We start from the raw sequence: 20,719 nt of genomic DNA on the forward strand, positions 1-20,719 counted from the left end.
TCAATAATAGTGGTGGGGTTCGCGATCATCGGGCCCGACAAGGTTTTCTGGATCAGCGTTTTTCAGGATGCTACGAGTCGGCGCATTGGATTTGCGTCTAGTCGGTCGCGTGTGAAAAACGATTTCGTGACGGTGGGACCACTTGCCGAGCCACCAGATTTCATCCGGGTCTTTTTTTGAGACGAGGTTCAAACACAGGTGTGATCAGTGCCCGCCACCTACTGGCTTTGAAAACACACTTAGAACTTCAGTCGGATGATCGTGCGTTTGCCACAATTGTTATTTTCTTCCGGCCACAATCCGATCCAAGATTAACGCGCAGAACAAGATTGCCAAACCGGCCAGAATTCCTTGTCCCGCCGCTGCGTATTGCAGTGCCTCTAGCACGTCCTCGCCCAAACCCTTGGCGCCGATCAGCGAGGCGACTACAACCATTGCCAGAGACATCAGGATAGTCTGGTTCACACCTGCCATGATGGTCTTGTGCGCCAAGGGTAGGTCTACCCGCCATAGCAGGTAACGAGGCGTTGCTCCAAAGGCCAACGCGGCTTCCCGCACAGTTTCAGGGACTTGCTGCAGGCCAAGTACGGTAAAGCGGATTACCGGAGGGCTACCGAAAATCATGGTTGCAACTACGCCCGCAGGCTTTCCAGATCCAATAAAAGCCACCACCGGGATCAAGTAGACGAAGGAGGGCATTGACTGCATGAAATCTAGAATGGGCCGCACGATAGCAAAAGCACGTGGGCGACGGGCGCAATAGATACCCAATGGAATGCCCAGCGTGATCGAAATCAGCGCCGCGGCGCCCAACAGGGCGATTGTAGTCATCGCCTTTTCCCAAAAATCCAGCAGGCCTAGATAGGCCAGCGCGGCTCCGGTGAAGATCGCCACACGGGGACCAGCCGACAGGTAAGCCAGCATGATGATCACCAAAGCTACGACCGGCCAGGGGGTATCGACCAGCACAACCTCGATCCAGTCCAGCAGGGTGCGCATCCCATAGGTCAGACCATCAAAGAAGCCGCGCCCGGTTGTCTTGGTCCACTCGAACACCGCTTGCACACCATCGCCTACGTTCAGACGCCAGTCCCGGTTGGTTGGGAAGGTCTTGAGCACAGCCACCGCGTCCGGTTGTGCAAATTTGATCATAGACAGGATCACCACCACAACGGTCAACGCCGTCGCCACAATCAGCCGAGAGATAGACCAGCCGTGGGCTACACTTGGGTCTGAACGCCAGCGCGCGAATTGACCTTCAAGCGTCCAGTTGGCCAGCGAAGCAGCTAAAAACTTGACTGCCAGCAGAAGGGCGATCCCAATGATCAGATACGTGACACCGGTAGAGTCCGCTGTGCGTGCGGCCTCCTGCGCGCCAGCCAGAGCTCCTTCGAGTGATTCCGCCGCGCGTTTCAACGACTCCAACGTGGCCGACCCGGATTGCTCCGCCGCTGCAATCTGCTGTCGACGCAGCTCCAGTGTCTGCTCGATCTGTACCGCCCGCTCGCGGAACTCGCGCCCAAGATCACCAAACAAACCCAGACCGATCTGGATGTAGGCCAGCGTTTCCAGAACCAAAGACCCGAGAAACCACGACCACAGCCCGCGTGCACCAAACCAGATCGGCCCGAGGATTGCTGCAGCTGTGTTTAATGTAAAGCGATAGCCTGGGGCCTGCATCATATAGGCGAAGGTCTTCTGGTAATAGGCGTTCCCCTGACCGACAAAATCTCCTATTAGCCCATTCAGGCGGTCGGCGGTTTCCGGTTGGATCTGTTGCGTATCAACATGTTTCATATCGTTGCCCTTACGCCTGACTGTCCTGAATCGCGCGGATCAAACCCGCACGGTTAATAACACCTACCGTCTTGCCATCCTGCGTCACAGCTACGACTCCATGTCCGTCCACGCAGAGGTTCATCAGGTCGGACAGATCCATATCTGGGTGAGCCTCTTTGGCATCCTCCGGGAGTTCGCCGTGATGCGCCTCGAACTCATCGACCGGTTTCATGACCGCATGGGCGAAGATCATATTGAGTTTCGAAATCCCCGCCACAAAGTCGGCCACATAGTCGTCGGCGGGGTTGAGTATGATCTCTTCCGGCGTGCCGATCTGCACGATGCGCCCGTCCTTCATGATCGCGATGCGGTGGCCGATGCGGATTGCTTCATCCAGGTCGTGGGTGATAAACATCGTGGTTTTGTTCAGCTTGTGACTGAGGTCCATGAACTGATCCTGCAACTGCTTGCGGATTAGCGGGTCTAGGGCCGAGAACGGCTCATCCATCAAAAGGATTTCAGGGTCTGCAGCGATTGCACGGGCCAGTCCCACGCGTTGTTGCATACCGCCTGACAGCTCATGTGCGTATTTGTCTTCCCAACCGTTCAGTTCAACCAGCTCCAGCACCCGGTCCGCTTCTTCCCAGCGGCGTGCTTTCCCGGTTCCGCGAATTTCGAGCGGCATTGCTACATTGTCGCGGACTGTGCGGTGAGGCATCAGGCCAAAGTTCTGGAACACCATCGCAACGCGCCGGTTACGCAGATCGCGCAGACCTTCATCGTTTAGGCCCATCACATCCTCGCCATCCAGATAGATATGGCCGTCAGTGGGCTCCAGCAGACGGTTCACATGACGCACAAGGGTCGATTTACCCGAACCCGACAGGCCCATGACGCAGAACAGCTCGCCCCGTTCGATCTCAAAGCTGGCATCAGCCACGCCGACAACGCAGTTGAAGCGTTCCAGCACCTCAGCCTTGCTCAGGCCCTCGCTGTGGATAGCGTTCAAAGCCTCCTGCGAGCGTGTACCGAAAACTTTCCACACGCCTTTTGCGTCGATTGCTATTTCCGCTGTCATATTGGCCCCATTGGAATTGTGTTGGTTCGCGCCCCCGATAGTCAGGGGCGCATGGGCTTTAGTTGGTCGTCAGTCCCAGCCAACCGTCGACGATATCGCCGTTGGCGGCGATCCATTCGGCTACGACTTCATCCGTGTCACGGCCCTTGACTACGACTTCATAAGTCAGACCGCTTAGCTCTCCCGCATCCATGTCGATATTGGCAAGGAAAGAGGCCGCTGCCGGGTTGCGCTGTTCCAGCGATTTCGAATGCGCTACTGTCACGGTTTTGACCGGTTCACCCGTGCTGACATGGGATTTGTTATACCAATCGGCATCCTGATCGGGCTGAACCATCTTGTAGGTGGCCGCGTCGTGCTCGGGCTCTTCCAGAATGGTCACATCATATAAGGCGTGCACGTAGTGTGGCGCGTAGCAGTAGAAGGCCGCGCCTTTTTTCTGGTCGATCTGATCTTTCAGACGGGAATAGAACACGGTTTCGTCTTCGGTGGTCGGCGTCAGAAATGTCTCGATCCCATAATCTCGCACCCGCACCTTGAACGTGTTAGTCGAGGCCCAGCCCGAGGCACCAACCCAGACCTCACCCATGCCGTCGCCATCGGAGTCAAACAGCTCTTGCGCGACGGGTGTCGCCAGGTCGTAGATCGAACGGATGTTGTGATCTTCGACCATGTAGTTTGGCACGCAAATCCCAGCGCGGCCTTCGTAACTGCCTGAGGACAAACCTACGGTGCCTTTCTGATCGACATATTCATCCGTAAAGGACGACTGGTTCGGCAGCCAAACATCCGGGTGTACGTCGATGTCACCACGACCGCCATCCATGGCGGCAAAGATCACCGCGTTTGCTCCGGGGGCATAGCCAGCTTCTCCACCCAAGCGGGTCTCAATGATCTGGCCGATCACACGGCTCATTATTTTGGCACCGGGCCAGCTGGGCTCGCCCACCATAACCTTTTCTTGTGCCATCGCCGTTGTTGCGCCGAAAGCAAAGGTCAAGGTTGCAATAAGTTTCAGTTTTTTCATGTACTTTCTCCCGTTGCGTTGAGTTGCATGCGCCTTCAGGCGCGCGCCCGCTTACGTTGCGGGTCTATGAATGGAATATCCGAGACGGTGGCGCGCAGGCGTTTCATCCGCCCGTCGAGTTGACCGATCTCAAGTTGAGTGCCGTTTTCCGCGTGTTCGATGGATAACCGTGCCATTGCGATTGCGTGTTCCAGCGTCGGTGATCGGGTGGCAGACGTTACCACTCCTACTTGCCGTTCACCTGTATAGACGGGTGCACCGTGCGCTGGCACATCATCGCATCCGATTAAAAGCCCTTTAAGCGCCCGACGTGGCTCGCGCAGGTTGCGTTCCAGTGCGGCTTTTCCAGTGAATTCGGTTTTTGTCAGATCGACGGCGAAGCCAAGACCAGCCTCAAAGGCATCGACACCCGGCGCAAATTCGGCATTGGCCGCGGCCAGCCCTGCCTCTATCCGGATGATGTCCAGGGCGGCCGAGCCCATTGGCGTGATCCCAAACTCTTCCCCAGCCGCCATCACCGCATCCCAGATCGCAACGGCGTCGGATTTGGAACAGAAGACCTCATACCCCAACTCACCGGTATACCCCGAGCGTGACAGCATAAACGGCGCACCCTCGCGGTCACGTAGCCGCGCGACGGTGACGCCGAACCATTTCAGATGATCCAAGCCTGGCACATGCGGTTGCGTAAAGGCGATCTTGCGTAGCAGTTCGCGCGACTTTGGCCCTTGAATGGCCAGGTTGGGCATTGCTCCACGCAGCGCATGGATCCGCACTTGCAGGCCACGCGCATCGGCCAGTTCTTGCAACGCGCGCCCGCTTTCCTCGGTGCCGCAACACCAACGGAAGATTTCGGGCGCAAGTCGGAACAGGGTGCCATCGTCGATCACCGAGCCGCTCTCGTCACACATCAATGTATAAGACCCGCGCCAGACCGGTAGCTTCGCCACATTGCGCGTGGTGGCCAATTGCATCAGAGCCTCGGCATCCGGGCCGACAATATCGAATTTGCGAAGCCCGCTCATGTCCTGAACAGTCACCGCCTCGCGACAGGCCCAGTATTCACCCAACGTGCCGTGGGCAGGGTAACTGACGGGCGCCCATAGGTCGCGCGCAGGTGCGAAATGCTGGGTTAACGGGGCCAGACGGTCGTGAAAGGCCGACTCCTGACTGATCGACATGGGCGCGTCTTCCTTTTCACGATAGGCAACCGCACGGCGGATGGGCGTTTTGGGGCGGTAGATGCGTACATGCACATCGGTCGGGTTCCAGCCATTGATGGGATCAATGTCGTCCGGGCAGGCGGTCGAGACGCAAACCAGATCCTCAAGCGCGCGCATGGCGACATAGTCACCGGGACGCGAGTAGGATTCCTCGGTTAGTATGTGATGGTTCGTCGGGTCGATCCATGTATTCCAGAAGAAGTTGATTGCAGGCCACGCAGCCCGCTGTGAAACGCCGTAAGGGGCCAAGGCGTTTGACATATTATCCGAACAGTTCAGATGGCCGGGGAACCCTCGCTCTTCATACCCGCGAGCGGTACAGGCTAGTCCGAATGTGTCATGCCGACCGCAGGTATCCTGCACTACGTTCAACAGCGGGCGCATGTCACGATCAAAGAACTTGTCCAGCAAGCCGGGGCCGGGATAGGCACGGCGCACCATCGACCGAGTGGCAGTTGAATCGATCATCCATTCCTGGCCACGATCCAGCCCATCAGTTCGCAGCGCCATGAAGTCAGAACACTGCTGGCCTTCAATGTCGATGATTTGAACAAATTCTCCAGCCTTCAGTTCATAGGCCAGAGCGCTACCGCGTTGCACGGTGAATTCGTCCCGTGTATCACCCAGCAAAGGTGGCAAAGGCGGCCCTTTGACCATTGCTGGTTTGTGCAAGACTGTGATGTTCCCGGTCGCACTGCCTTCAATCAACCCTGTGACCGCGGTTGTACGGATCACCCAGACAGTAACCGTGTGGTCTGCGCGGAGAATCAGCGGCTCGGGTATATGGTCCAGCCTGTGACAGGGAACCTGCCGACTGCCGCCATGCGCCGTAACCCAAGTCAGGAGCTGTGTACTATCAAAATCGTCCCATTTGACGTGCCCGGTTGCTGTCAAACTCAGCGCCGCCAGTCCCGACTTTCCATCATTGGTGAACGCCACAACATCCAGTGCTTGCTTTGGACCAACCCCTTCTATCGAAAGCAAATCACCGTGCTTTACGACCAGTCGAACAGCCTCACGTGCGGTAAGGATGTGCATGCGGGTGTCAGAAGCGTTCTGAAACCCAGGAAACAGGCGGCCAGGGCTGTCAAACCCCGAGTTGGTAAACGCGTGTAAGACGGATGACCCCTGCATATCGCTGCTGAATTCCCAGAATGTAACTAGTTACAGAGGTTGATGAAACTAGTTACATATGTCAACTCTTTACTCAGAAATCCGCGAAATGGACACCAAATCCTACGATGCAAAAAGCCCCAGAGCCTAAAAAACGCGCAAATCTCAGAGATGTAGCAAAGGCTGCGGGCGTGTCTGTCGCGACGGTGTCGCGCGTGTTGAACGAACCGAGTGTGGTTAAGAAAGATACTCTGGAAAAAGTTCAAGCCACCATCGCTGACCTCAAATTTGTCCCAAGTGCGGCCGCGCGCGCGATCAACTCCGGACGCACTAGATTTGTCGGCGCATTGGTCCCAACTCTGGACAACGCAATCTTTGCCCGCTTTCTTGCGGCGCTAGAGCGCAAGCTGTCGGACCACCAATTGTCACTGATCGTAGCAACCACCGAGGCAAATCTGGATATCGAAGCCAAGAAAGCCAAAAGCCTGCTGGATATCGGAGCTGAGGGGCTGATTATCACCGGAGCCACACACAATGCCGCGCTGCTCGATCTGATCGAGCGCACTATGTTGCCAACAATCATTACGTCTTTCTTTGACCCCGAAAACCCGTTGCCGACCATCGGGTATGATAACGCAGCCGCGGCGCAACTTGCATTGCAGCACCTTGCAGATCTCGGACATCGGGACATTGCTGTCGTACATGGCCCGGTTCACGACAATGATCGCACACGAGCTCGCCTTGCAGGCATTACAACCTTTCCCTTCGCTGGAAATCTTTCAACCTTCGAAACCGAGATCAGCCATCAGGGCGGAGTAGACGTTGCAAAACACCTCGGCGGTCTAAACACCAAGCCAGATGCAATTTTATGCCTATCTGACGTCGTTGCGCTTGGGGTTTTGCTTGGTCTTCAAGCGCAAAACATCGGCGTCCCGGACCAGATTTCTATGATGGGCGTTGACGACCTTCCAATTTCGTCCGTGACCGTTCCGCCACTGACAAGCGTGCATCTACCTGTTTCTAAGATGGGTGAACGAGCAGCAGACGCGCTAGCCGATTGGATCGCTACTGATCAGGCGCCCAAATCCGAAGAGCTCGCCACACGACTCGTTGTTCGGGGCTCTACAAAACGAATTTAGACGACCTGGGCATCACGATTTGCGAAACGAACAACGCTATTGATGATGCCGAAGGCCTAGTGCGGGCTCTGATCGCCAGTCGGCACAAACCACGGTGGATGTTAGCGAGAAGCACATTTGCTCATTAGTCGAGACGCAGCGAATACCTGATCAATTCTAAGAAGGGCGCTGACTTACCGGAAAGGCTTTGACTTGCGAATGTTTGTGTCTGTACCCCTCTGAGGAAAAATAACATATAAAATCAGTAAGTTAAGCTCTATCGAATAGCAAAGCTATGTGTCTCCCCACATTCCTGTTGTTTAAGGTCAAGCGAACCTGACCTAACCGTCATAGTTGGACCAGACAAGCGGTGGACGTTCGACATCAGAAGGCGCCCCCAATGTTACACATTAGTTGAATTTGACATTTGCTTCATAAACTAACCCACCGCCCCCAGTTCATGCTCCGACGGACTGTTTGGTTTGATCTGACTTCCCTTTCGGAAAATCAGAGCTGATTTGTAGGTCAGGCAGCGAAGCTGCCTCGGGGGCGAGGCAATGCTATTCGGCAATAGTGCTGCAGCCCACAGACGCAAGCTGAGGACACGGTTTTATCCAATCGGGTTGCCTTAGAGGTCAGCCGCGTCTTTTGCGACGTTCGTAACCGTAATGATCGCGCGCTTCCTGCCGCTGGACGAAACCCTTGAAGGCCTGAAAGCGTACAGTCCGCCTGAGCGAGGGCGCGACTTCCCGTTGTTCTCAGCGGCAGAGTGTTTTGTCGGCTATGCGATCAACCAAAGCTCGTTGTACAATGGCAAACCTCGGAGTGTGTGCTATTTCATCAAGTGTCGCGACCCACAGTGGAACATCAATTCCAGGATCCATCTCGCTCGATAGCTGAAGCCGAGGGTCCGCGTTCCCGATGAACAAGGGCAGAAACGCTCTGCCCACCCCGGATGCAGCCATCTGCTGAAGCACTAAGAAGCTATCCGCTCCGTTCGTCATTTCATCCGCACTGACATGATCGGCCAGCCATTTTGCTGGAAGAGAACGACTCAACGCCCCATCAAGCCGCAACCATTTTCGATTGGTGCCGCCGTCGTCGAAAACTCCAAATGACAGCGTACCTGCGCGCTCCCCAACAAGCCCTTCTTCAAGTTTTATGGAGGGTCTTACGGCGATGTCCGCAGTTAATCTCGACAAATCATGATGGCTGTTGCCGCTCAATAAAGTCAGCTCCAAGCCAGGGTACAACTGGGATATCTCTTTAAGTATCTGGGGCAAGACAAGCTGACAAAGGCTGTCAGTTGACGCGATACGTACGTGACCTACTGGAGACCGGTTTGCTCCTACAAGCGCGCGCTCGACCGATAGCACCGCATCTTCGACGCTTTCCATAGCCGACAGAACTGCTCTGGCCTCGGGCAGGGCGGAGTATCCCGAAGGGCTTTTCTGGAAAATCACACAGCTATTGCGCTCTTCGAATGCGGCTACCCTTCGCAACACAGTCGCATGCGTGACGCCCAGTGCCGCTGCCGCTGCATTGAGTGAGCCGTATTTGCTTACGGCGAGCGCGTACCGAATATCATCCCAGTTTTCGTTGTTCATAAATTAACAAGTGACGACCAATAACAAACAATTACAAGAAAAATTGTTCAAGCTAACATTCGGAGCATTAAACAGGGAGACACATCATGAAGAAGAAGTTCTCAGTATTCGCGGCAGGTCTTTTGTCATTGGCCGCCATTGGCACAGCCATCGCCCAAGAAAGTGAAAACCCGGCTGTGAAAGCTCGTACCTCAATCATGCAACTCTATGCCTTCAACCTTGGTACACTGGGCGGAATGGCTAAGGGAGAGGTCGATTATGACGCCGAGGCCGCAACTCGGGCCGCGAATAATCTTGTTGTACTGACACAAATCGATCAATCCGCGATGTGGCCCCAGGGATCTGACAATGTGTCCGATCCGACCACCCGTGCATTGCCTGCGATCTGGGAGAACTTCCCTGACGTGGGTGCAAAAGGGCAGGCCATGGCAGACGCCGCTGTTGCGATGCAGGCTGCGGCAGGTCAAGATGTTGATGCCCTGAAAGCAGCGATGGGCGATCTGGGCGGAAGCTGTTCGGCATGTCACAAAGCATACAGAGCTCCAAAGAACTGATTGGGCACTAACGGTGCGGCGCTTTCTTTTCTTTGTCGCAATCGTCATTGTGTTGGTCGGGTTGGCCGGTTTGGTGCTGACCCGACCTCAACGAATGGAACAATCACGACTCGACGGTTTGAACCCAGATCTTGCCAGAGGTGAAATCGTGTTCCACGCGGCAGGATGCGCATCCTGTCATTCAGCGCCGGATGCGGTCGGTGAAGACAAGCTCGCGCTGGCTGGTGGTCGCCGGTTTGAGACGGAATTCGGCACGTTCATTGCCCCCAACATTTCCAGTGACCCGGAAACTGGTATCGGATCCTGGTCTGCCCTGGATCTGGCCAATGCCTTGATCCATGGAACCGGACCCGAAGGGCAGCACTATTTCCCAGCGTTTCCCTATACCTCTTACGCCAACATGTCGGCCGAAGACGTGGTTTCGCTACACGCATTCCTCGGCACGCTGCCAGCGGCCGCAACCGAAAGTGTTGCACATGAAGTAGGTTTTCCTTTCAGCGTTCGGCGCGGACTGGGGGGATGGAAGCTCTTGTTCATGTCATCAGGCTGGGTGGTCGAAGGTGATCTGACCGACCAACAAAAACATGGCAGGTATTTGGTCGAGGCGCTGGGTCATTGCGCTGAATGCCATACCCCGCGAAATGGTTTAGGGGGCCTGAAACGAGACCTTTGGCTGACGGGTGCACCAAATCCAAACGGGAAAGGTCGTATCCCCGGCTTAACCTCAGACCAGCTTGATTGGTCAGAGGCAGACATTGCCGAATACTTAAAATCTGGCTTTACACCAGACTATGACAGTGCGGGTGGTGAGATGGTGGACGTCATCGAGAACACCTCACGGCTGACGGATGAGGACCATTTGGCGATTGCAGCCTATCTCAAGGCTGTTCCTGTTTCGTCGACCGGGCTTTCATCCGAATAACAGTCGTTTGGCGCCACGCAGCGGCGACCAGATGCTGTCGCCAATAGGATGCCGTAAGACCTATTCCCTTTTCGCCAAACACCTGTTTTACGTTTTGAACATCGGAGCTCACCAATCACCCGAGTTTCTGTTCATAATTGACTGAGGGTCGCGACCAAATGACACAAAAAATCGCTCTTTGGTCTATCCCGATATCCATTGCGGTACTGGCCCTGAAACTGTTGGCTTGGTGGCTGACAGGTTCGGTGGCTTTGTTGTCAGACGCAATGGAATCAACCGTGAATGTTGTCGCGGCTTTGTTGGCGTATTTCGCAGTTCGGGTTGCCAATAAGCCCCCTGACCAAAACCACCCCTTTGGTCACAAAAAAGCGGAGTATCTTTCAGCCGTGGTTGAGGGCGCGCTGATTGTGTTAGCGGCGTTCTTGATCATCAGAGAAGCTGTACTGGTGCTCCCGAACCCGCATCTTGAGGATGCGCCGCTGCTTGGAATTGCCGTCAATATCGTTGCAACGGGTGTGAACGGTGCATGGGCCTACCTCTTGCTTAGGACAGGTAGGCGCGAGGGATCGCCCGCCTTGGAAGCGAGCTCCCGCCACATTTTTACGGATGTTATGACTTCTGTTGGTGTCGTCGCAGGACTGATACTAGCGCTTGTCACCGGCTGGTTGATCCTTGACCCGATCCTGGCAATTCTTGTTGCGCTGAACATCTTGTGGGAGGGTTGGAAAGTTATTCGGGCATCCGTCGATGGCCTGATGGATGTGAGCCTGTCGGAACATGACTTGCAGACTGTTTCTAATGCAATCGAAGCAAACCTCGGCACAGCCTTAGAGTATCATGACCTAAAAGGGCGCAGATCCGCGAATGTTATCTTTGTAGAGTTTCACCTTGTTGTGGACGGCACAATGCCAGTCAGCGCAGCGCACGATATATGTAACGACATAGAGGAAGAACTAGAGTGTCTGTACCCGGGTTCCGTCTTTGTCATTCACCTCGAACCTGATGACGAGTTGAAAGGCGACGGGGTTAATCCCCACTGAACTGCTCATTTGGTTCTGCAAAGAATCTATTGGTTTGACTGATCTGATTAAGACGTTCGGCTTGAAATTCGTCAGACCTAAGCCCGATGTGGGAAAGTCGGGCCGGTAGTAGCCTGTCTCCAATGTCATGAAGCGTGACGATCAAAATTGGAGGTGAAATTGAAAATTCAAAGAAAGCTGGGTCAACTTCTAAGTACCGCGGCGTTGGCTTCGTTGATTGCCGCGACGCCTTATGTGCCAACCTTTGATGACGATGGCCGCCTACATTTTGAACCGTCATATGCCTTTGCCAAAAGCGGCAAAGGGAAAGACGGGGATGATCGTGACGATGACCGGGATGATGATCGTGACGATGACAGGGATGATGATCGCGACGACGATCGGGATGATAACTCGGGGTCGGGTAATAGCGGCCGTGGTGGCGACCGAGATGATGATCGTGATGACGATAGAGACGATGATGATGACGATAATGACGATGATGACTCCAAACGCTCCAATAAGGGCAGCGGAAAGAAGGATAAGTCTAATTCAGGGGGCAAATCGTCGGGTTCGGCTGGGATAACAAAGGTCGAAACGAACGCCAACGGCATTGAGGTGCGTTACTCGGACGGAACCAAGGAAGAGATCGAAAACGGGCGGTATGAGAGAAAGAATGCTCAGAACCGAACTGTTGAGGAGCGCGCCGCGACCGGCGCTGATGTTTCAAGGCTTCGGTCCTTGGCGAATGGTATCTCAATCGACAATGTACGCTCATCTGGACAAGGTGGCACTGCTGGAAGTCGACCCACGAAAATCGAACGCCAAGGCAACAATATCGAAGTGAATTATGCCAATGGTTGGAAAGAGGAGATCGAGTTTGGGCGTTACGAGTTGAAAGACCCTTACAACCGAACTGTTGTTGAAAGAAACGCAACGGCCTCTGATCGCCGGAGGTTACAGTCGGTCGCCAACTGAGCTGCAATTCCAGTCGATAATCCGTTGGCGGCTTCTTTTTGGTGAGGGGCCGCCACCGTCGCCAAAGAGACCGCAGCTATTCTCCCTTGTTCCAAACATCATGTGCAATGAGCGCGGCCTCTACCCGATTTCGCGCATGAAGCTTGGACAGAACTGCGGTCATGTAGTGCTTCACGGTCTTTTCCTGGAGGTTTAACTCGTCAGCGATTTCACGATTACTCAGTCCTTTGGCCACACGTCTCAGTATTTCTTCCTCACGATGTGTAAGGTCATCTAGAATGCTGCTGTTAACAGACATGCCGGTGTCAGCGTTGATTTGAAGAAGTACCCGCGAGGCCAAGCCAGGAGAAACGAACCCTTCACCTGCGGCGATGCTGCGTAAAGAAGCGGTTAGTTCGCTCGCGGTTACTCCCTTCACAATGTACCCAATCGCACCCGCCTCCAAGGCGTCCGCGACATCGCCGCTGTTCTCTGAGACCGTCAAGATTGCAATGACGGGTGGATTTGCCATTGCCGCGATTTTACGTGTCGCGCTTATCCCGCCACCGGGCATCGAGAGGTCAAGAATAGCTATGTCCGGCTGATGCGTGCCGACCAGCGATACTGCCTCTTCAGCACTGGACCCAGCGGCTAAAACTTCGAAGCCATCTGCTTCATCCAACGTGCGTTGCAAACCATCCCTGAATATCGGGTGATCATCGGCTATTACGACAGATGTAGTCATGATGTGCCTAACTTTCTGGGAAATAGTGTCATAGCTATGGTGGTGCCTTCGCCCGGTCTCGATGCGACGTCGAACCTGCCACCAATACTCTCGACCCGATCTCGCAAGCCCATAAGCCCCTGGCCACCATCGTCTCGCAACGCGGTTTCTTCTGACCTGTCAAATCCTGGTCCGTCGTCTGTGATCTTTACAACTATGCGGTCGTTCTGCGCCTCAGCGATAACAGTGCACTTGGAAGCTGGAGCATATCTAGCGGCATTGGAAAGCGTTTCCTGGAGGAACCGAAAAACGCACAGTTTGTCGGACAATGACAACTCTGGGGCCTGGCTGCCCAGGAATGAAATATCCGGTCGCAACGGGCTGTGTTCGGCGTGATCCTCTACGGCTCTCTTCACAACATCGACGAGTGACAGGCTATCGATATCTGGCGCGGACAGCCCTCGCGAAATTGCACGAATTTCAGCCAGCGATTTTTGCAAAGACTGCTGAATTTCCACTGCCTCTTTAGGCCTTTCCGACTCTTTGGAAAACGCCGCCTCCAGTCTAAGGGCGGCGAGCGACAGGTATTGCGCAGGGCCATCATGTAGCTCAGCTCCAAGATTCTTGAGGAACCGATCTGTTTGCGTGGTATATCTTTCTGACGCCTCGACCACACGCGACCGCAGCAGCGCATTCTGCTCAGCCATCTTCTCACTTTCTTTCAACCGCTGTTTAAGAAGAGACCCCTGTCGTCGAATTGTTTTGTCGCCAATTGCGACAATGGAATACAGAACAATAGTACTTGCCAGAAATGCGGAGCCGACGACCAACCAACTTGTTCGCCTAGCCTTGGCTAAGTCTAACTCAAGCTGGTCAGCTCTTTCGTAGAACTCCGCAACTGCGATGATTTCGCCGGACCAGAGTTCGCGGATGGGGCTGTAAACTTCAAGCAGTGGTATCCCCAATGCCGCCTCGGCGGCGCTCTCGGCATGATCAAGCTCTTCGAAAGAGCCGGAGATATCTCCGCTCCACGCTCGCCTTAAATCATCCGTTGGCTTGAAACGGTTTCCTATGATGTCTGTATCCGAGGCATGCGCAATCACACCGCCTTGCTTCCAGAATTTGTAGGAAACGATACGGTCAAGCATTGGCTGGGTCATGAAAATCTCATCCAGCGCCAGGCTCGCCTGCTCAGAAAGGCGGTCGCCATGTGCCAATTCCTGGCTGAGCGGGGAAACTACGCTTTCCATATACAGCGCTGCGGAGTTGGCGGAGTTTTGCACGACTGCGTTCTGAATTCGATTAGACACCCAGACCCCAACGATTGCGGTAGCAGTACCCATCACGAAGATACTTGCCGCAAGAAAGACTCGCGACAACGACCAATTGCCAATCGTCAGGTCAGTTACTTTCGCTCTCATCGTGAAATCGACTATGAACTACAATCTGTTACCGCACCACAGACCTTGGTCTGAGGTGATCTGGCTAAATCTCAGACCCTGAGTTTCCGCCCAGTGTCCAGAGTCAGATATCATCCATCGTTCGCAGACTTTGCAGCATCGGGCAGTGCACGTTACCACTATCACAATTGGCGGTAAGCTCACTCAAGGCACGCTCCAGACGTCTGAGCTCATCAATCTTGCTTCGAACGCTGGCAATATGCGCCTCGGCCAGCTCTTTCACCGACCGGCAGTCTTCGGCACTTCCTTCTGACAGCTCTAAAAGCGCCTTTGCGTCTGGGAGAGGAAATCCCAGGTCGCGGCACCTCTTCAAAAATCGAAGTCTTCCCACATCGCTTGCTGCATAGAGGCGACGATTGTTCAGAGCTCGCACAGGTCTTGGTACGATACCTTCGCGTTCGTAGTAGCGGATGGTTTCTATGCCAACCCCGGATTGCCGGGAAGCCTCACCTATCGCAATCATGTGAAGTGCCTCCACTTGATCCTGTAGTTACTACAGGAGTTATACGCTCTTAGTACCGGTGCTTCAACACAATCAAATCGAGCATCTCGGGAGCAAAAGATGAAGAAATACGTGAACCTCAGCTACTTGGGATCGGTTTCAGCTCTGGGCGTCGCAACATGCTGTGTTCTTCCAATGGCCATGATGTTGTTAGGCTTGGGCGCCAGTTGGTTGGCAGTATTCGGAAAAATAGCGGCGGCAAGCTACTGTGTTCTCGCCGTCTCAACAGCGCTGGTCGCGGTTTCATGGTCCGTAGCGCATCGAAACGGGACGTTGGCAAATCTGAAATGGTGGCTTTTCGGAAGCACGGCGACTACCGCGTTGGCATGGGTCATCGTGTTCAATGAGGCTCAAATCAACAACTATCTAATCATGCGGATGTGAGACAATGACAAATCAAACTGTGGTGCTCAATAGCATTTTGACCTGCCCTTGGTGTGGGCACGTTGAAACCGAGAAAATGCCAACTGACTCGTGCCAGTGGTTTTATGAATGCAAATCATGCGAGGCAGTTTTGAAACCGTTGGAGGGCGATTGCTGTGTCTTTTGTTCCTACGCAACTGTACCGTGTCCGCCAATTCAGTTGGGGGATAGCTGCTGTAGTAAGGCCACTGCGGCTAAAGGTTTCGATCCCCAATGAAAAAAAATGAGCTAGACCGATTTTTACCTTGGCCGCTTGGGAAAAGATTCAATCACTAAATCCGCTCATTTTTCGCTTTTCAGATGCGACAAGTGTTCGTGCGGGGCTAGTGTAACGGCCCAACAAAGGTTTAAGTGGTCTTAGTCTTTCTAAAACTAAGAGTGTCAGAATTCGCCAGCACAACTAAGGTTTTTAGTTTCTACTTTGTTTCCTCAGTCCGCCCAACGAACCCTTTAAAAACTGCAAGGGTCTCTTCGCTTACATGATGCTCAATACCTTCAGCATCATGCTCTGCGACTTCCTTTGAAACACCCAAGGCGATCAGGAAATCCACGACAATTCGGTGACGCCTTCTACAGGCTTCCGCCAATTGACGCCCGGCATCGGTCAGTTGAAGTGAGCGGTAGGGAATTTGTTCTATGAAACCTTCTCGTTTCAAACGGGCCAAATTCTTCGAAACCGTAGGTTGGGTTACGCCCAACCGCTCGGCTATTTCGACCGGGCGCGCCGTGCCATTCTGATGGATCAACTCCGCAATAAGTTCAACGTAGTCCTCAACCATTTCGCTTTGGTGCGCCTGTCGTACAGCCTCAAACCCGCTCGCCTGGGTATCAATACTACGATCTGAATCTTGCGGTGTCGTTTCAGTCATCGGCTCACGATTAGGTCGTTAATCCAGTCACTAGTGTATGCACCTGAAAGCCGAACTTGACAATGAGCATGCCTTCATCAATAAATTAGACAAGGCTAACTTTAATAGACAGTGCTATTGAAATATCTGATAGCGTCCACACTTCTTTGTGCATTGCCAGTGATCGCGGATGCCACGGCGATTGAAGAATCTCCTTGGGCTCCGCGCGCTGCCGCGTATCGACTGACCTTGTTCATGGGAAATCTAACCCCGGTTCCCTGGGATGAAATTGAGAGGAGTTGGACCTCGCCCGCACCTGGCAGTGGCATTCAGGTCGCTCCATTGTCACGCGTTTCCGACAACGAGGCGCTTGCGATCAACCAAGCTATGCAAGCCGAAGATCTCCAGGCGCTGTTCGAAGCAAGCACAATTGCCATTGCTGAAGGAATCCTGCGCCATCTGGATGTCGCAAAGACCGCGTTGGGTCAGCCTGAAGCGGCACGCGAGGTTGCACAAGCGGCAGCTCTGTTCCGCGCATTCGAAGATGGTATCAAGGCTGCGGATGCGTCGGCGGCTCGCGATCTGGGCCGGGCATGGCTGGTTCTGAGCTCCACCCTTGGCAGCGCAGGAGTACTGGGCAATGGTGCACAAACGGTGGATGTCGACCAATTTGCGGAGGCTCAGGCCATTGTCGCTGCCTATATTCGTGCCAACTATCTGCCATCCGAGTATGCCCAACGCGACAAGTTAACACCGCTGCCTGAAACAGTTGTGCTTTCCGGCGAACAAATCACAATGCCCGCCACGCTGCCGCCAGGGTCGAACATCGGAGATCAGGCGCAGCTGCCGCGGCTGGTTCTTCAGTTTGAAGAGGCGGGTGAGGATGAAGCCAATCTACCGCTGGTGGCCTATGGCGATATGCTGTTCGATAGCCCTGAAATCTTCGGCGGCCCGGCGCGCGAGTTAGGCATCGCCTGCTCGACCTGCCACAACCGCTCCGACGTGAACCGGGATTTCTTCATTCCGGGCCTTTCATCCCATCCGGGTGGGATGGATGTGGACGGATCGTTCTTCAATCCAATGTTCAATGTCCGGACCGATGATCACTTGGACACGCCTTCCATGCGTGGCATCCGCTTTACCGCACCTTATGGCCGCGACGGGCGCGAACCCAGCCTGCGCCGGTTCATCCGAAATGTGATTGTGACCGAATTCGCGGGAAAGGAGCCAACGCCGTTTCAACTGGATGCGCTGGAAGCCTATGTCAAACAGTTCGACTTTCTTCCCAACCCTAAGATCGATCGGTCCGGCAAGCTGACCGATCTGGCGTCAGACGCCGCCAAGCGCGGGGAGGTGCTATTCAACACCAAATTTGCAGGACTTGGTGACAAGTCCTGCGCTTCGTGTCACACGCCTGACCGTCAGTTCCGCGATGGTCTGACCTACGACATCGGCAGCGCTGAACCACCATTCCCCGGCGGCACGGCTTCTGCGTTCGAAACCCCGACGCTGCGCAACGTCAATTTCACTGCACCTTACATGCGTGACGGATCGCTGCCGACGCTGGCCAGCGTTGTTGACTGGTTCAATGATACCAAAAATTTGGGTTTGGACGAAGCACAGCGCGCAGATCTGACGGCCTACGTCGAAGCTGTTGGAGACGGTGAAGACCCCTATCAAGTATTCGAGGGTCGCAACAGCGTATTCCGCTTGTCCTGGGAAGAGCTGACGACATTCGCCAGCACGCTCGATACCCTGCTGCCGATGCAGGATGCCGAAAACATAGCGGTTCTGATCGACACGGTAGCTCCTGATCTGGCGGCGGATGCCAGTGTCATGGTCAATCAGAACGCCAAGCCCGAAATCTACGAATTCGCCGCGATCCTGCGAGCGGTTGGCGATGCCAGCGCCGAAGGAAACTGGACCGAAGCCACCCGCCAGTGGGAACTGTTCAAGGCCATGCAGGCCGAAATTGACGAGAGGATGTTCTGATGTTGTCGCGCCGCAATTTTCTGGTCGCTGCAGCCGCATCTGCAGCCCTGCCCGTAATGGCTGCAACTGACCGGGGGCTGAAGCTGGCCTTCATCCCGCAGGAGAACCCCGAAAAGCTATTGGGTGACATCAACGTCATCACCGGCTGGCTTTCAGAGCAGATGGGCGTCCCGGTCACGGGGTTTGTCACGTTCGACCACGCTGCCGCCGTTGAGGCGCTGCGCAACGGTGATGCCGATATCTCGTTCATGGGAGCGTTGCCCTTTGTGTTGGCCGAAGACCAGATCGGCGCCGTACCGCTGTTGTCTGAGGTATATCGCGGGCAACCCAGCTATTCGGGCCGGGTCTTCGTGCGGCGTGACAGCGGAATCGAAACGCTGGCCGATCTCCGGGGACGTGACATCGCCTTTTCCGATCCGGTCTCGGAATCCGGTTACATCTATCCGCTTGATCTGTTTGTGCGCGCCGGGCTGTTCTCGGGCACGGGCGATGCCGACAGCTTTTTCGGGCAGAAATTCTTTGCCGGTGGTTACCAGCAGGCGATGCAGGCCATGGCCAATGGGCTGGTCGATGCGGCGGGTGCGAGCCAGTATGCCGATCTCTATCTGACCCCGGATCAGCAGGCCGAGGTCAAGGTGCTGGCGGAATCAGAACAAATTCCCAGCCACGCAATCATTGCCCGCCCTGATCTGGACACCGGACTGCAGGCAAAGTTCATTGAAACCATGCTGCGCCTCAACGATAGTGAGAACCGTTACCTACTGGCTTACCTCTATGGCCCGGATGGCTATCTTCCTGCTGATCCGTCGGTTTACGAAGGCGTGCGCGAGACTGCGCGGCGCTATGGGTTTCTGAAATGAACCCTATAGTTTCACTCAACGCGGTATCGCAGCACTTTGCCAGTGCGGCAGCTCTTTCAGATGTTTCGCTGTCGGTGCAGCCCGGTGAAAGCGTCGCGCTACTGGGTCCTTCGGGTGCGGGCAAATCAACGTTGCTGGCGTTGTTGGATGGTCGTTTGAGTGGATGGCAGGGCGAGGCACAGGTGCTGGGCAAGCCACTTTTGGCAACAGGAATTCCATCCCGCGAGGACCGTGCCAATACTGGCTTTGTCTTCCAGGAATTCGCCCTGGTTGATCGGCAGAGTGTTTATCAGAATGTGATGAACGGCCGGATGGGCCGGATGAATATCTGGTCCTCACTCTGGGGTCGGTTCCGGGAAGAGGACCATATGTGCGTGACACGGGCGCTTCAGGATACGGGGCTGTCCGATCTGGCAAGCCGCCGTGCCGATCAGTTGTCGGGTGGACAACGGCAGCGCGTTGCGATTGCCAGATGTCTGGCACAAGAGCCCGAGTTGATCCTTGCGGATGAGCCCGTTAGCAATTTGGATCCTGCTCACGCCGAACGCATTCTGAGCTTGATCACCAGCTCTGCACGTAGCCGCGAAATCGGCGTCATTTTCAGCTCGCATCAGCCCGACCTGTCACGCCGCTTTGCTGAGCGCATCATAGGCCTGCGAGATGGCGTGGTATTGTTCGACAAACCGTCGGCTCAGTTGACCAGCGGGGACATCGATGAACTGTATCACGGTGCCGGTGTCACATCGGGGCTGCGTGTAGTCAGTTGATGGGCCGATCTGTCATTTGGGTCATGCTGGCACTGGCGATCCTATGGTCGCTGACCAGCGGGGATATGGGATTGGGCAAGCTGCCAGGCGCGGGCCCCCGTCTGGCAGAGTTTCTGGGGCGCATGATCCCACCTGACCTGTCCGTTTGGCGCGAGGTTCTGACGGGGCTGGCCGAAACACTGAGGATCGCCATTCTGGGAACACTGTTCGCTGTGATCCTGTCGGCGGGACTGGCCGTTCTGGCCTCTGAAACTATGGTGCCAGCAGCGATCTGGCGTCCCGTCCGTGCCTTGCTTGCGGTTATCCGGTCGATCCCACTGATCCTGGTCGCTATGCTAATGGTGGGCGCTGTTGGGTTGGGCCCGCTTCCCGGTATACTGGCAATCACATTTCACGCGACCGGCATGTTGGCAAAGTTCTATGCGGAAGCCATCGACAATGTTGCCACCGCTCCTGTGGCGGCGCTTGAAAGCGCAGGGGCCAACAGAATTCAACAGTTGCGTTGGGCAATCTGGCCGCAGATGGCGCCTGTAATCGTGCGCGATACCGTATTTCGGTTTGAGCTAAATCTGCGCGAAAGCCTGATACTGGGTATTGTCGGTGCCGGTGGCATCGGGTTGTATGTACAAACCTACGTACGGTCGTTTCAGTATGAAAAGGCTGCGACCGTGACGTTGGCAATCATCGTTTTGGTTTTATTGTCAGAGGCACTGAATACGGCCTTGCAAAAGCGCTTCAGTTGAAGC

The 20,719-nt window shown here is 54.9% G+C and carries 20 protein-coding genes; 11 read left to right on the plus strand and 9 right to left on the minus strand.

The window, feature by feature from the left end:
• Nucleotides 1–279: 279 nt before the first annotated feature.
• The 4 genes from ACR0MP_RS11135 to ACR0MP_RS11150 are packed head-to-tail and all read right to left on the minus strand — an operon-like array spanning nucleotide 280 to nucleotide 6,145.
• Nucleotides 280–1,797, minus strand: coding sequence for an ABC transporter permease (locus ACR0MP_RS11135; protein ID WP_480886792.1), 1,518 nt, complete (start codon nucleotides 1,795–1,797; stop codon nucleotides 280–282).
• Between the two features lie 10 nt (nucleotides 1,798–1,807).
• On the minus strand, nucleotides 1,808–2,857 hold the full coding sequence (locus ACR0MP_RS11140; RefSeq protein ID WP_170392768.1) for a quaternary amine ABC transporter ATP-binding protein: 1,050 nt from the start codon (nucleotides 2,855–2,857) through the stop codon (nucleotides 1,808–1,810).
• A 58-nt stretch (nucleotides 2,858–2,915) separates the two neighbouring features.
• Nucleotides 2,916–3,884, minus strand: a complete 969-nt coding sequence (locus ACR0MP_RS11145) for an ABC transporter substrate-binding protein (protein WP_170392767.1) — start codon at nucleotides 3,882–3,884, stop codon at nucleotides 2,916–2,918.
• A gap of 35 nt (nucleotides 3,885–3,919) precedes the next feature.
• A complete protein-coding gene (locus ACR0MP_RS11150) occupies nucleotides 3,920–6,145 on the minus strand; it encodes a DUF1989 domain-containing protein (RefSeq protein WP_480886794.1) in 2,226 nt (741 codons plus the stop codon).
• A gap of 203 nt (nucleotides 6,146–6,348) precedes the next feature.
• Between ACR0MP_RS11150 and ACR0MP_RS11155 the strand changes: the two genes are divergently transcribed.
• Nucleotides 6,349–7,359 carry a LacI family DNA-binding transcriptional regulator gene (locus ACR0MP_RS11155; protein WP_170402546.1) on the plus strand — a complete coding sequence of 337 codons (1,011 nt, stop codon included), beginning with the start codon at nucleotides 6,349–6,351 and terminating at the stop codon, nucleotides 7,357–7,359.
• A 737-nt stretch (nucleotides 7,360–8,096) separates the two neighbouring features.
• On the opposite strand, the gene ACR0MP_RS11160 is transcribed toward ACR0MP_RS11155, so the two are convergent.
• Nucleotides 8,097–8,945, minus strand: a complete 849-nt coding sequence (locus tag ACR0MP_RS11160) for a LysR family transcriptional regulator (RefSeq protein ID WP_170402543.1) — start codon at nucleotides 8,943–8,945, stop codon at nucleotides 8,097–8,099.
• An 86-nt stretch (nucleotides 8,946–9,031) separates the two neighbouring features.
• Here ACR0MP_RS11160 and ACR0MP_RS11165 point away from each other — a divergent pair, with 86 nt between their 5' ends.
• The 4 genes from ACR0MP_RS11165 (at nucleotide 9,032) to ACR0MP_RS11180 (ending at nucleotide 12,418) form a co-directional block, all read left to right on the plus strand.
• Nucleotides 9,032–9,499 carry a cytochrome c gene (locus ACR0MP_RS11165; RefSeq protein WP_170402540.1) on the plus strand — a complete coding sequence of 156 codons (468 nt, stop codon included), beginning with the start codon at nucleotides 9,032–9,034 and terminating at the stop codon, nucleotides 9,497–9,499.
• Between the two features lie 13 nt (nucleotides 9,500–9,512).
• Complete coding sequence (locus tag ACR0MP_RS11170; protein ID WP_480886796.1) at nucleotides 9,513–10,421, plus strand: c-type cytochrome; 909 nt, start codon at nucleotides 9,513–9,515, stop codon at nucleotides 10,419–10,421.
• Nucleotides 10,422–10,579: 158 nt separating this feature from the next.
• Nucleotides 10,580–11,461, plus strand: coding sequence for a cation diffusion facilitator family transporter (locus ACR0MP_RS11175; RefSeq protein ID WP_480761513.1), 882 nt, complete (start codon nucleotides 10,580–10,582; stop codon nucleotides 11,459–11,461).
• A gap of 159 nt (nucleotides 11,462–11,620) precedes the next feature.
• Entirely contained in the window at nucleotides 11,621–12,418 is a 798-nt protein-coding gene (locus tag ACR0MP_RS11180) for a hypothetical protein (protein ID WP_480886797.1), read from the plus strand.
• Nucleotides 12,419–12,494: 76 nt separating this feature from the next.
• On the opposite strand, the gene ACR0MP_RS11185 is transcribed toward ACR0MP_RS11180, so the two are convergent.
• The 3 genes from ACR0MP_RS11185 to ACR0MP_RS11195 all read right to left on the minus strand — a co-directional run bounded on the left by ACR0MP_RS11185 (nucleotide 12,495) and on the right by ACR0MP_RS11195 (nucleotide 15,044).
• Nucleotides 12,495–13,142: a response regulator gene (locus tag ACR0MP_RS11185; protein ID WP_480886799.1), complete on the minus strand. Its 648-nt coding sequence runs from the start codon at nucleotides 13,140–13,142 to the stop codon at nucleotides 12,495–12,497.
• Complete coding sequence (locus ACR0MP_RS11190; protein WP_480886801.1) at nucleotides 13,139–14,404, minus strand: sensor histidine kinase; 1,266 nt, start codon at nucleotides 14,402–14,404, stop codon at nucleotides 13,139–13,141. Before ACR0MP_RS11190 ends, ACR0MP_RS11185 begins: the two co-directional genes overlap by 4 nt.
• A gap of 241 nt (nucleotides 14,405–14,645) precedes the next feature.
• On the minus strand, nucleotides 14,646–15,044 hold the full coding sequence (locus ACR0MP_RS11195; RefSeq protein WP_480600888.1) for a MerR family DNA-binding protein: 399 nt from the start codon (nucleotides 15,042–15,044) through the stop codon (nucleotides 14,646–14,648).
• 99 nt (nucleotides 15,045–15,143) lie between these two features.
• Here ACR0MP_RS11195 and ACR0MP_RS11200 point away from each other — a divergent pair, with 99 nt between their 5' ends.
• Together ACR0MP_RS11200 and ACR0MP_RS11205 are read left to right on the plus strand one after the other, a co-directional pair.
• On the plus strand, nucleotides 15,144–15,467 hold the full coding sequence (locus tag ACR0MP_RS11200) for a hypothetical protein (protein WP_480886802.1): 324 nt from the start codon (nucleotides 15,144–15,146) through the stop codon (nucleotides 15,465–15,467).
• A 4-nt stretch (nucleotides 15,468–15,471) separates the two neighbouring features.
• Nucleotides 15,472–15,723 carry a GDCCVxC domain-containing (seleno)protein gene (locus ACR0MP_RS11205; RefSeq protein ID WP_480886804.1) on the plus strand — a complete coding sequence of 84 codons (252 nt, stop codon included), beginning with the start codon at nucleotides 15,472–15,474 and terminating at the stop codon, nucleotides 15,721–15,723.
• Nucleotides 15,724–15,922: 199 nt separating this feature from the next.
• Here ACR0MP_RS11205 and mntR read toward each other — a convergent pair whose 3' ends face one another.
• Nucleotides 15,923–16,375, minus strand: a complete 453-nt coding sequence (mntR, locus tag ACR0MP_RS11210) for a manganese-binding transcriptional regulator MntR (RefSeq protein ID WP_170565619.1) — start codon at nucleotides 16,373–16,375, stop codon at nucleotides 15,923–15,925.
• Nucleotides 16,376–16,609: 234 nt separating this feature from the next.
• Here mntR and ACR0MP_RS11215 point away from each other — a divergent pair, with 234 nt between their 5' ends.
• The 4 genes from ACR0MP_RS11215 to phnE are packed head-to-tail and all read left to right on the plus strand — an operon-like array spanning nucleotide 16,610 to nucleotide 20,716.
• Entirely contained in the window at nucleotides 16,610–18,346 is a 1,737-nt protein-coding gene (locus ACR0MP_RS11215; protein WP_480893754.1) for a cytochrome c peroxidase, read from the plus strand.
• Complete coding sequence (locus ACR0MP_RS11220) at nucleotides 18,346–19,206, plus strand: phosphate/phosphite/phosphonate ABC transporter substrate-binding protein (RefSeq protein ID WP_170663588.1); 861 nt, start codon at nucleotides 18,346–18,348, stop codon at nucleotides 19,204–19,206. The genes ACR0MP_RS11215 and ACR0MP_RS11220 overlap by 1 nt, the downstream gene beginning before the upstream one ends.
• Nucleotides 19,203–19,973, plus strand: coding sequence for a phosphonate ABC transporter ATP-binding protein (locus ACR0MP_RS11225; protein WP_480814386.1), 771 nt, complete (start codon nucleotides 19,203–19,205; stop codon nucleotides 19,971–19,973). Before ACR0MP_RS11220 ends, ACR0MP_RS11225 begins: the two co-directional genes overlap by 4 nt.
• The gene (phnE, locus tag ACR0MP_RS11230; RefSeq protein WP_480761502.1) at nucleotides 19,973–20,716 is read left to right on the plus strand and encodes a phosphonate ABC transporter, permease protein PhnE; all 744 of its coding nucleotides are present in this window, start codon (nucleotides 19,973–19,975) and stop codon (nucleotides 20,714–20,716) included. The genes ACR0MP_RS11225 and phnE overlap by 1 nt, the downstream gene beginning before the upstream one ends.
• The last annotated feature ends 3 nt before the right edge of the window (nucleotides 20,717–20,719 follow it).

This window comes from Ruegeria sp. K3, assembly GCF_056531845.1.

Excerpts from the sequence above, each read along its gene's own strand:
- ACR0MP_RS11185 (WP_480886799.1), bottom strand. The coding sequence starts at position 13,142 with ATGACTACATCTGTCGTAATAGCCGATGATCACCCGATATTCAGGGAT.
- ACR0MP_RS11160 (WP_170402543.1), bottom strand. The coding sequence starts at position 8,945 with ATGAACAACGAAAACTGGGATGATATTCGGTACGCGCTCGCCGTAAGC.
- ACR0MP_RS11215 (WP_480893754.1), top strand. The coding sequence starts at position 16,610 with ATGGGAAATCTAACCCCGGTTCCCTGGGATGAAATTGAGAGGAGTTGG.
- ACR0MP_RS11195 (WP_480600888.1), bottom strand. The coding sequence starts at position 15,044 with ATGATTGCGATAGGTGAGGCTTCCCGGCAATCCGGGGTTGGCATAGAA.
- mntR (WP_170565619.1), bottom strand. The coding sequence starts at position 16,375 with ATGACTGAAACGACACCGCAAGATTCAGATCGTAGTATTGATACCCAG.
- ACR0MP_RS11140 (WP_170392768.1), bottom strand. The coding sequence starts at position 2,857 with ATGACAGCGGAAATAGCAATCGACGCAAAAGGCGTGTGGAAAGTTTTC.
- ACR0MP_RS11150 (WP_480886794.1), bottom strand. The coding sequence starts at position 6,145 with ATGCACATCCTTACCGCACGTGAGGCTGTTCGACTGGTCGTAAAGCAC.
- ACR0MP_RS11200 (WP_480886802.1), top strand. The coding sequence starts at position 15,144 with ATGAAGAAATACGTGAACCTCAGCTACTTGGGATCGGTTTCAGCTCTG.
- ACR0MP_RS11145 (WP_170392767.1), bottom strand. The coding sequence starts at position 3,884 with ATGAAAAAACTGAAACTTATTGCAACCTTGACCTTTGCTTTCGGCGCA.
- ACR0MP_RS11135 (WP_480886792.1), bottom strand. The coding sequence starts at position 1,797 with ATGAAACATGTTGATACGCAACAGATCCAACCGGAAACCGCCGACCGC.
- ACR0MP_RS11155 (WP_170402546.1), top strand. The coding sequence starts at position 6,349 with ATGCAAAAAGCCCCAGAGCCTAAAAAACGCGCAAATCTCAGAGATGTA.
- phnE (WP_480761502.1), top strand. The coding sequence starts at position 19,973 with ATGGGCCGATCTGTCATTTGGGTCATGCTGGCACTGGCGATCCTATGG.
- ACR0MP_RS11225 (WP_480814386.1), top strand. The coding sequence starts at position 19,203 with ATGAACCCTATAGTTTCACTCAACGCGGTATCGCAGCACTTTGCCAGT.
- ACR0MP_RS11165 (WP_170402540.1), top strand. The coding sequence starts at position 9,032 with ATGAAGAAGAAGTTCTCAGTATTCGCGGCAGGTCTTTTGTCATTGGCC.
- ACR0MP_RS11205 (WP_480886804.1), top strand. The coding sequence starts at position 15,472 with ATGACAAATCAAACTGTGGTGCTCAATAGCATTTTGACCTGCCCTTGG.
- ACR0MP_RS11220 (WP_170663588.1), top strand. The coding sequence starts at position 18,346 with ATGTTGTCGCGCCGCAATTTTCTGGTCGCTGCAGCCGCATCTGCAGCC.
- ACR0MP_RS11175 (WP_480761513.1), top strand. The coding sequence starts at position 10,580 with ATGACACAAAAAATCGCTCTTTGGTCTATCCCGATATCCATTGCGGTA.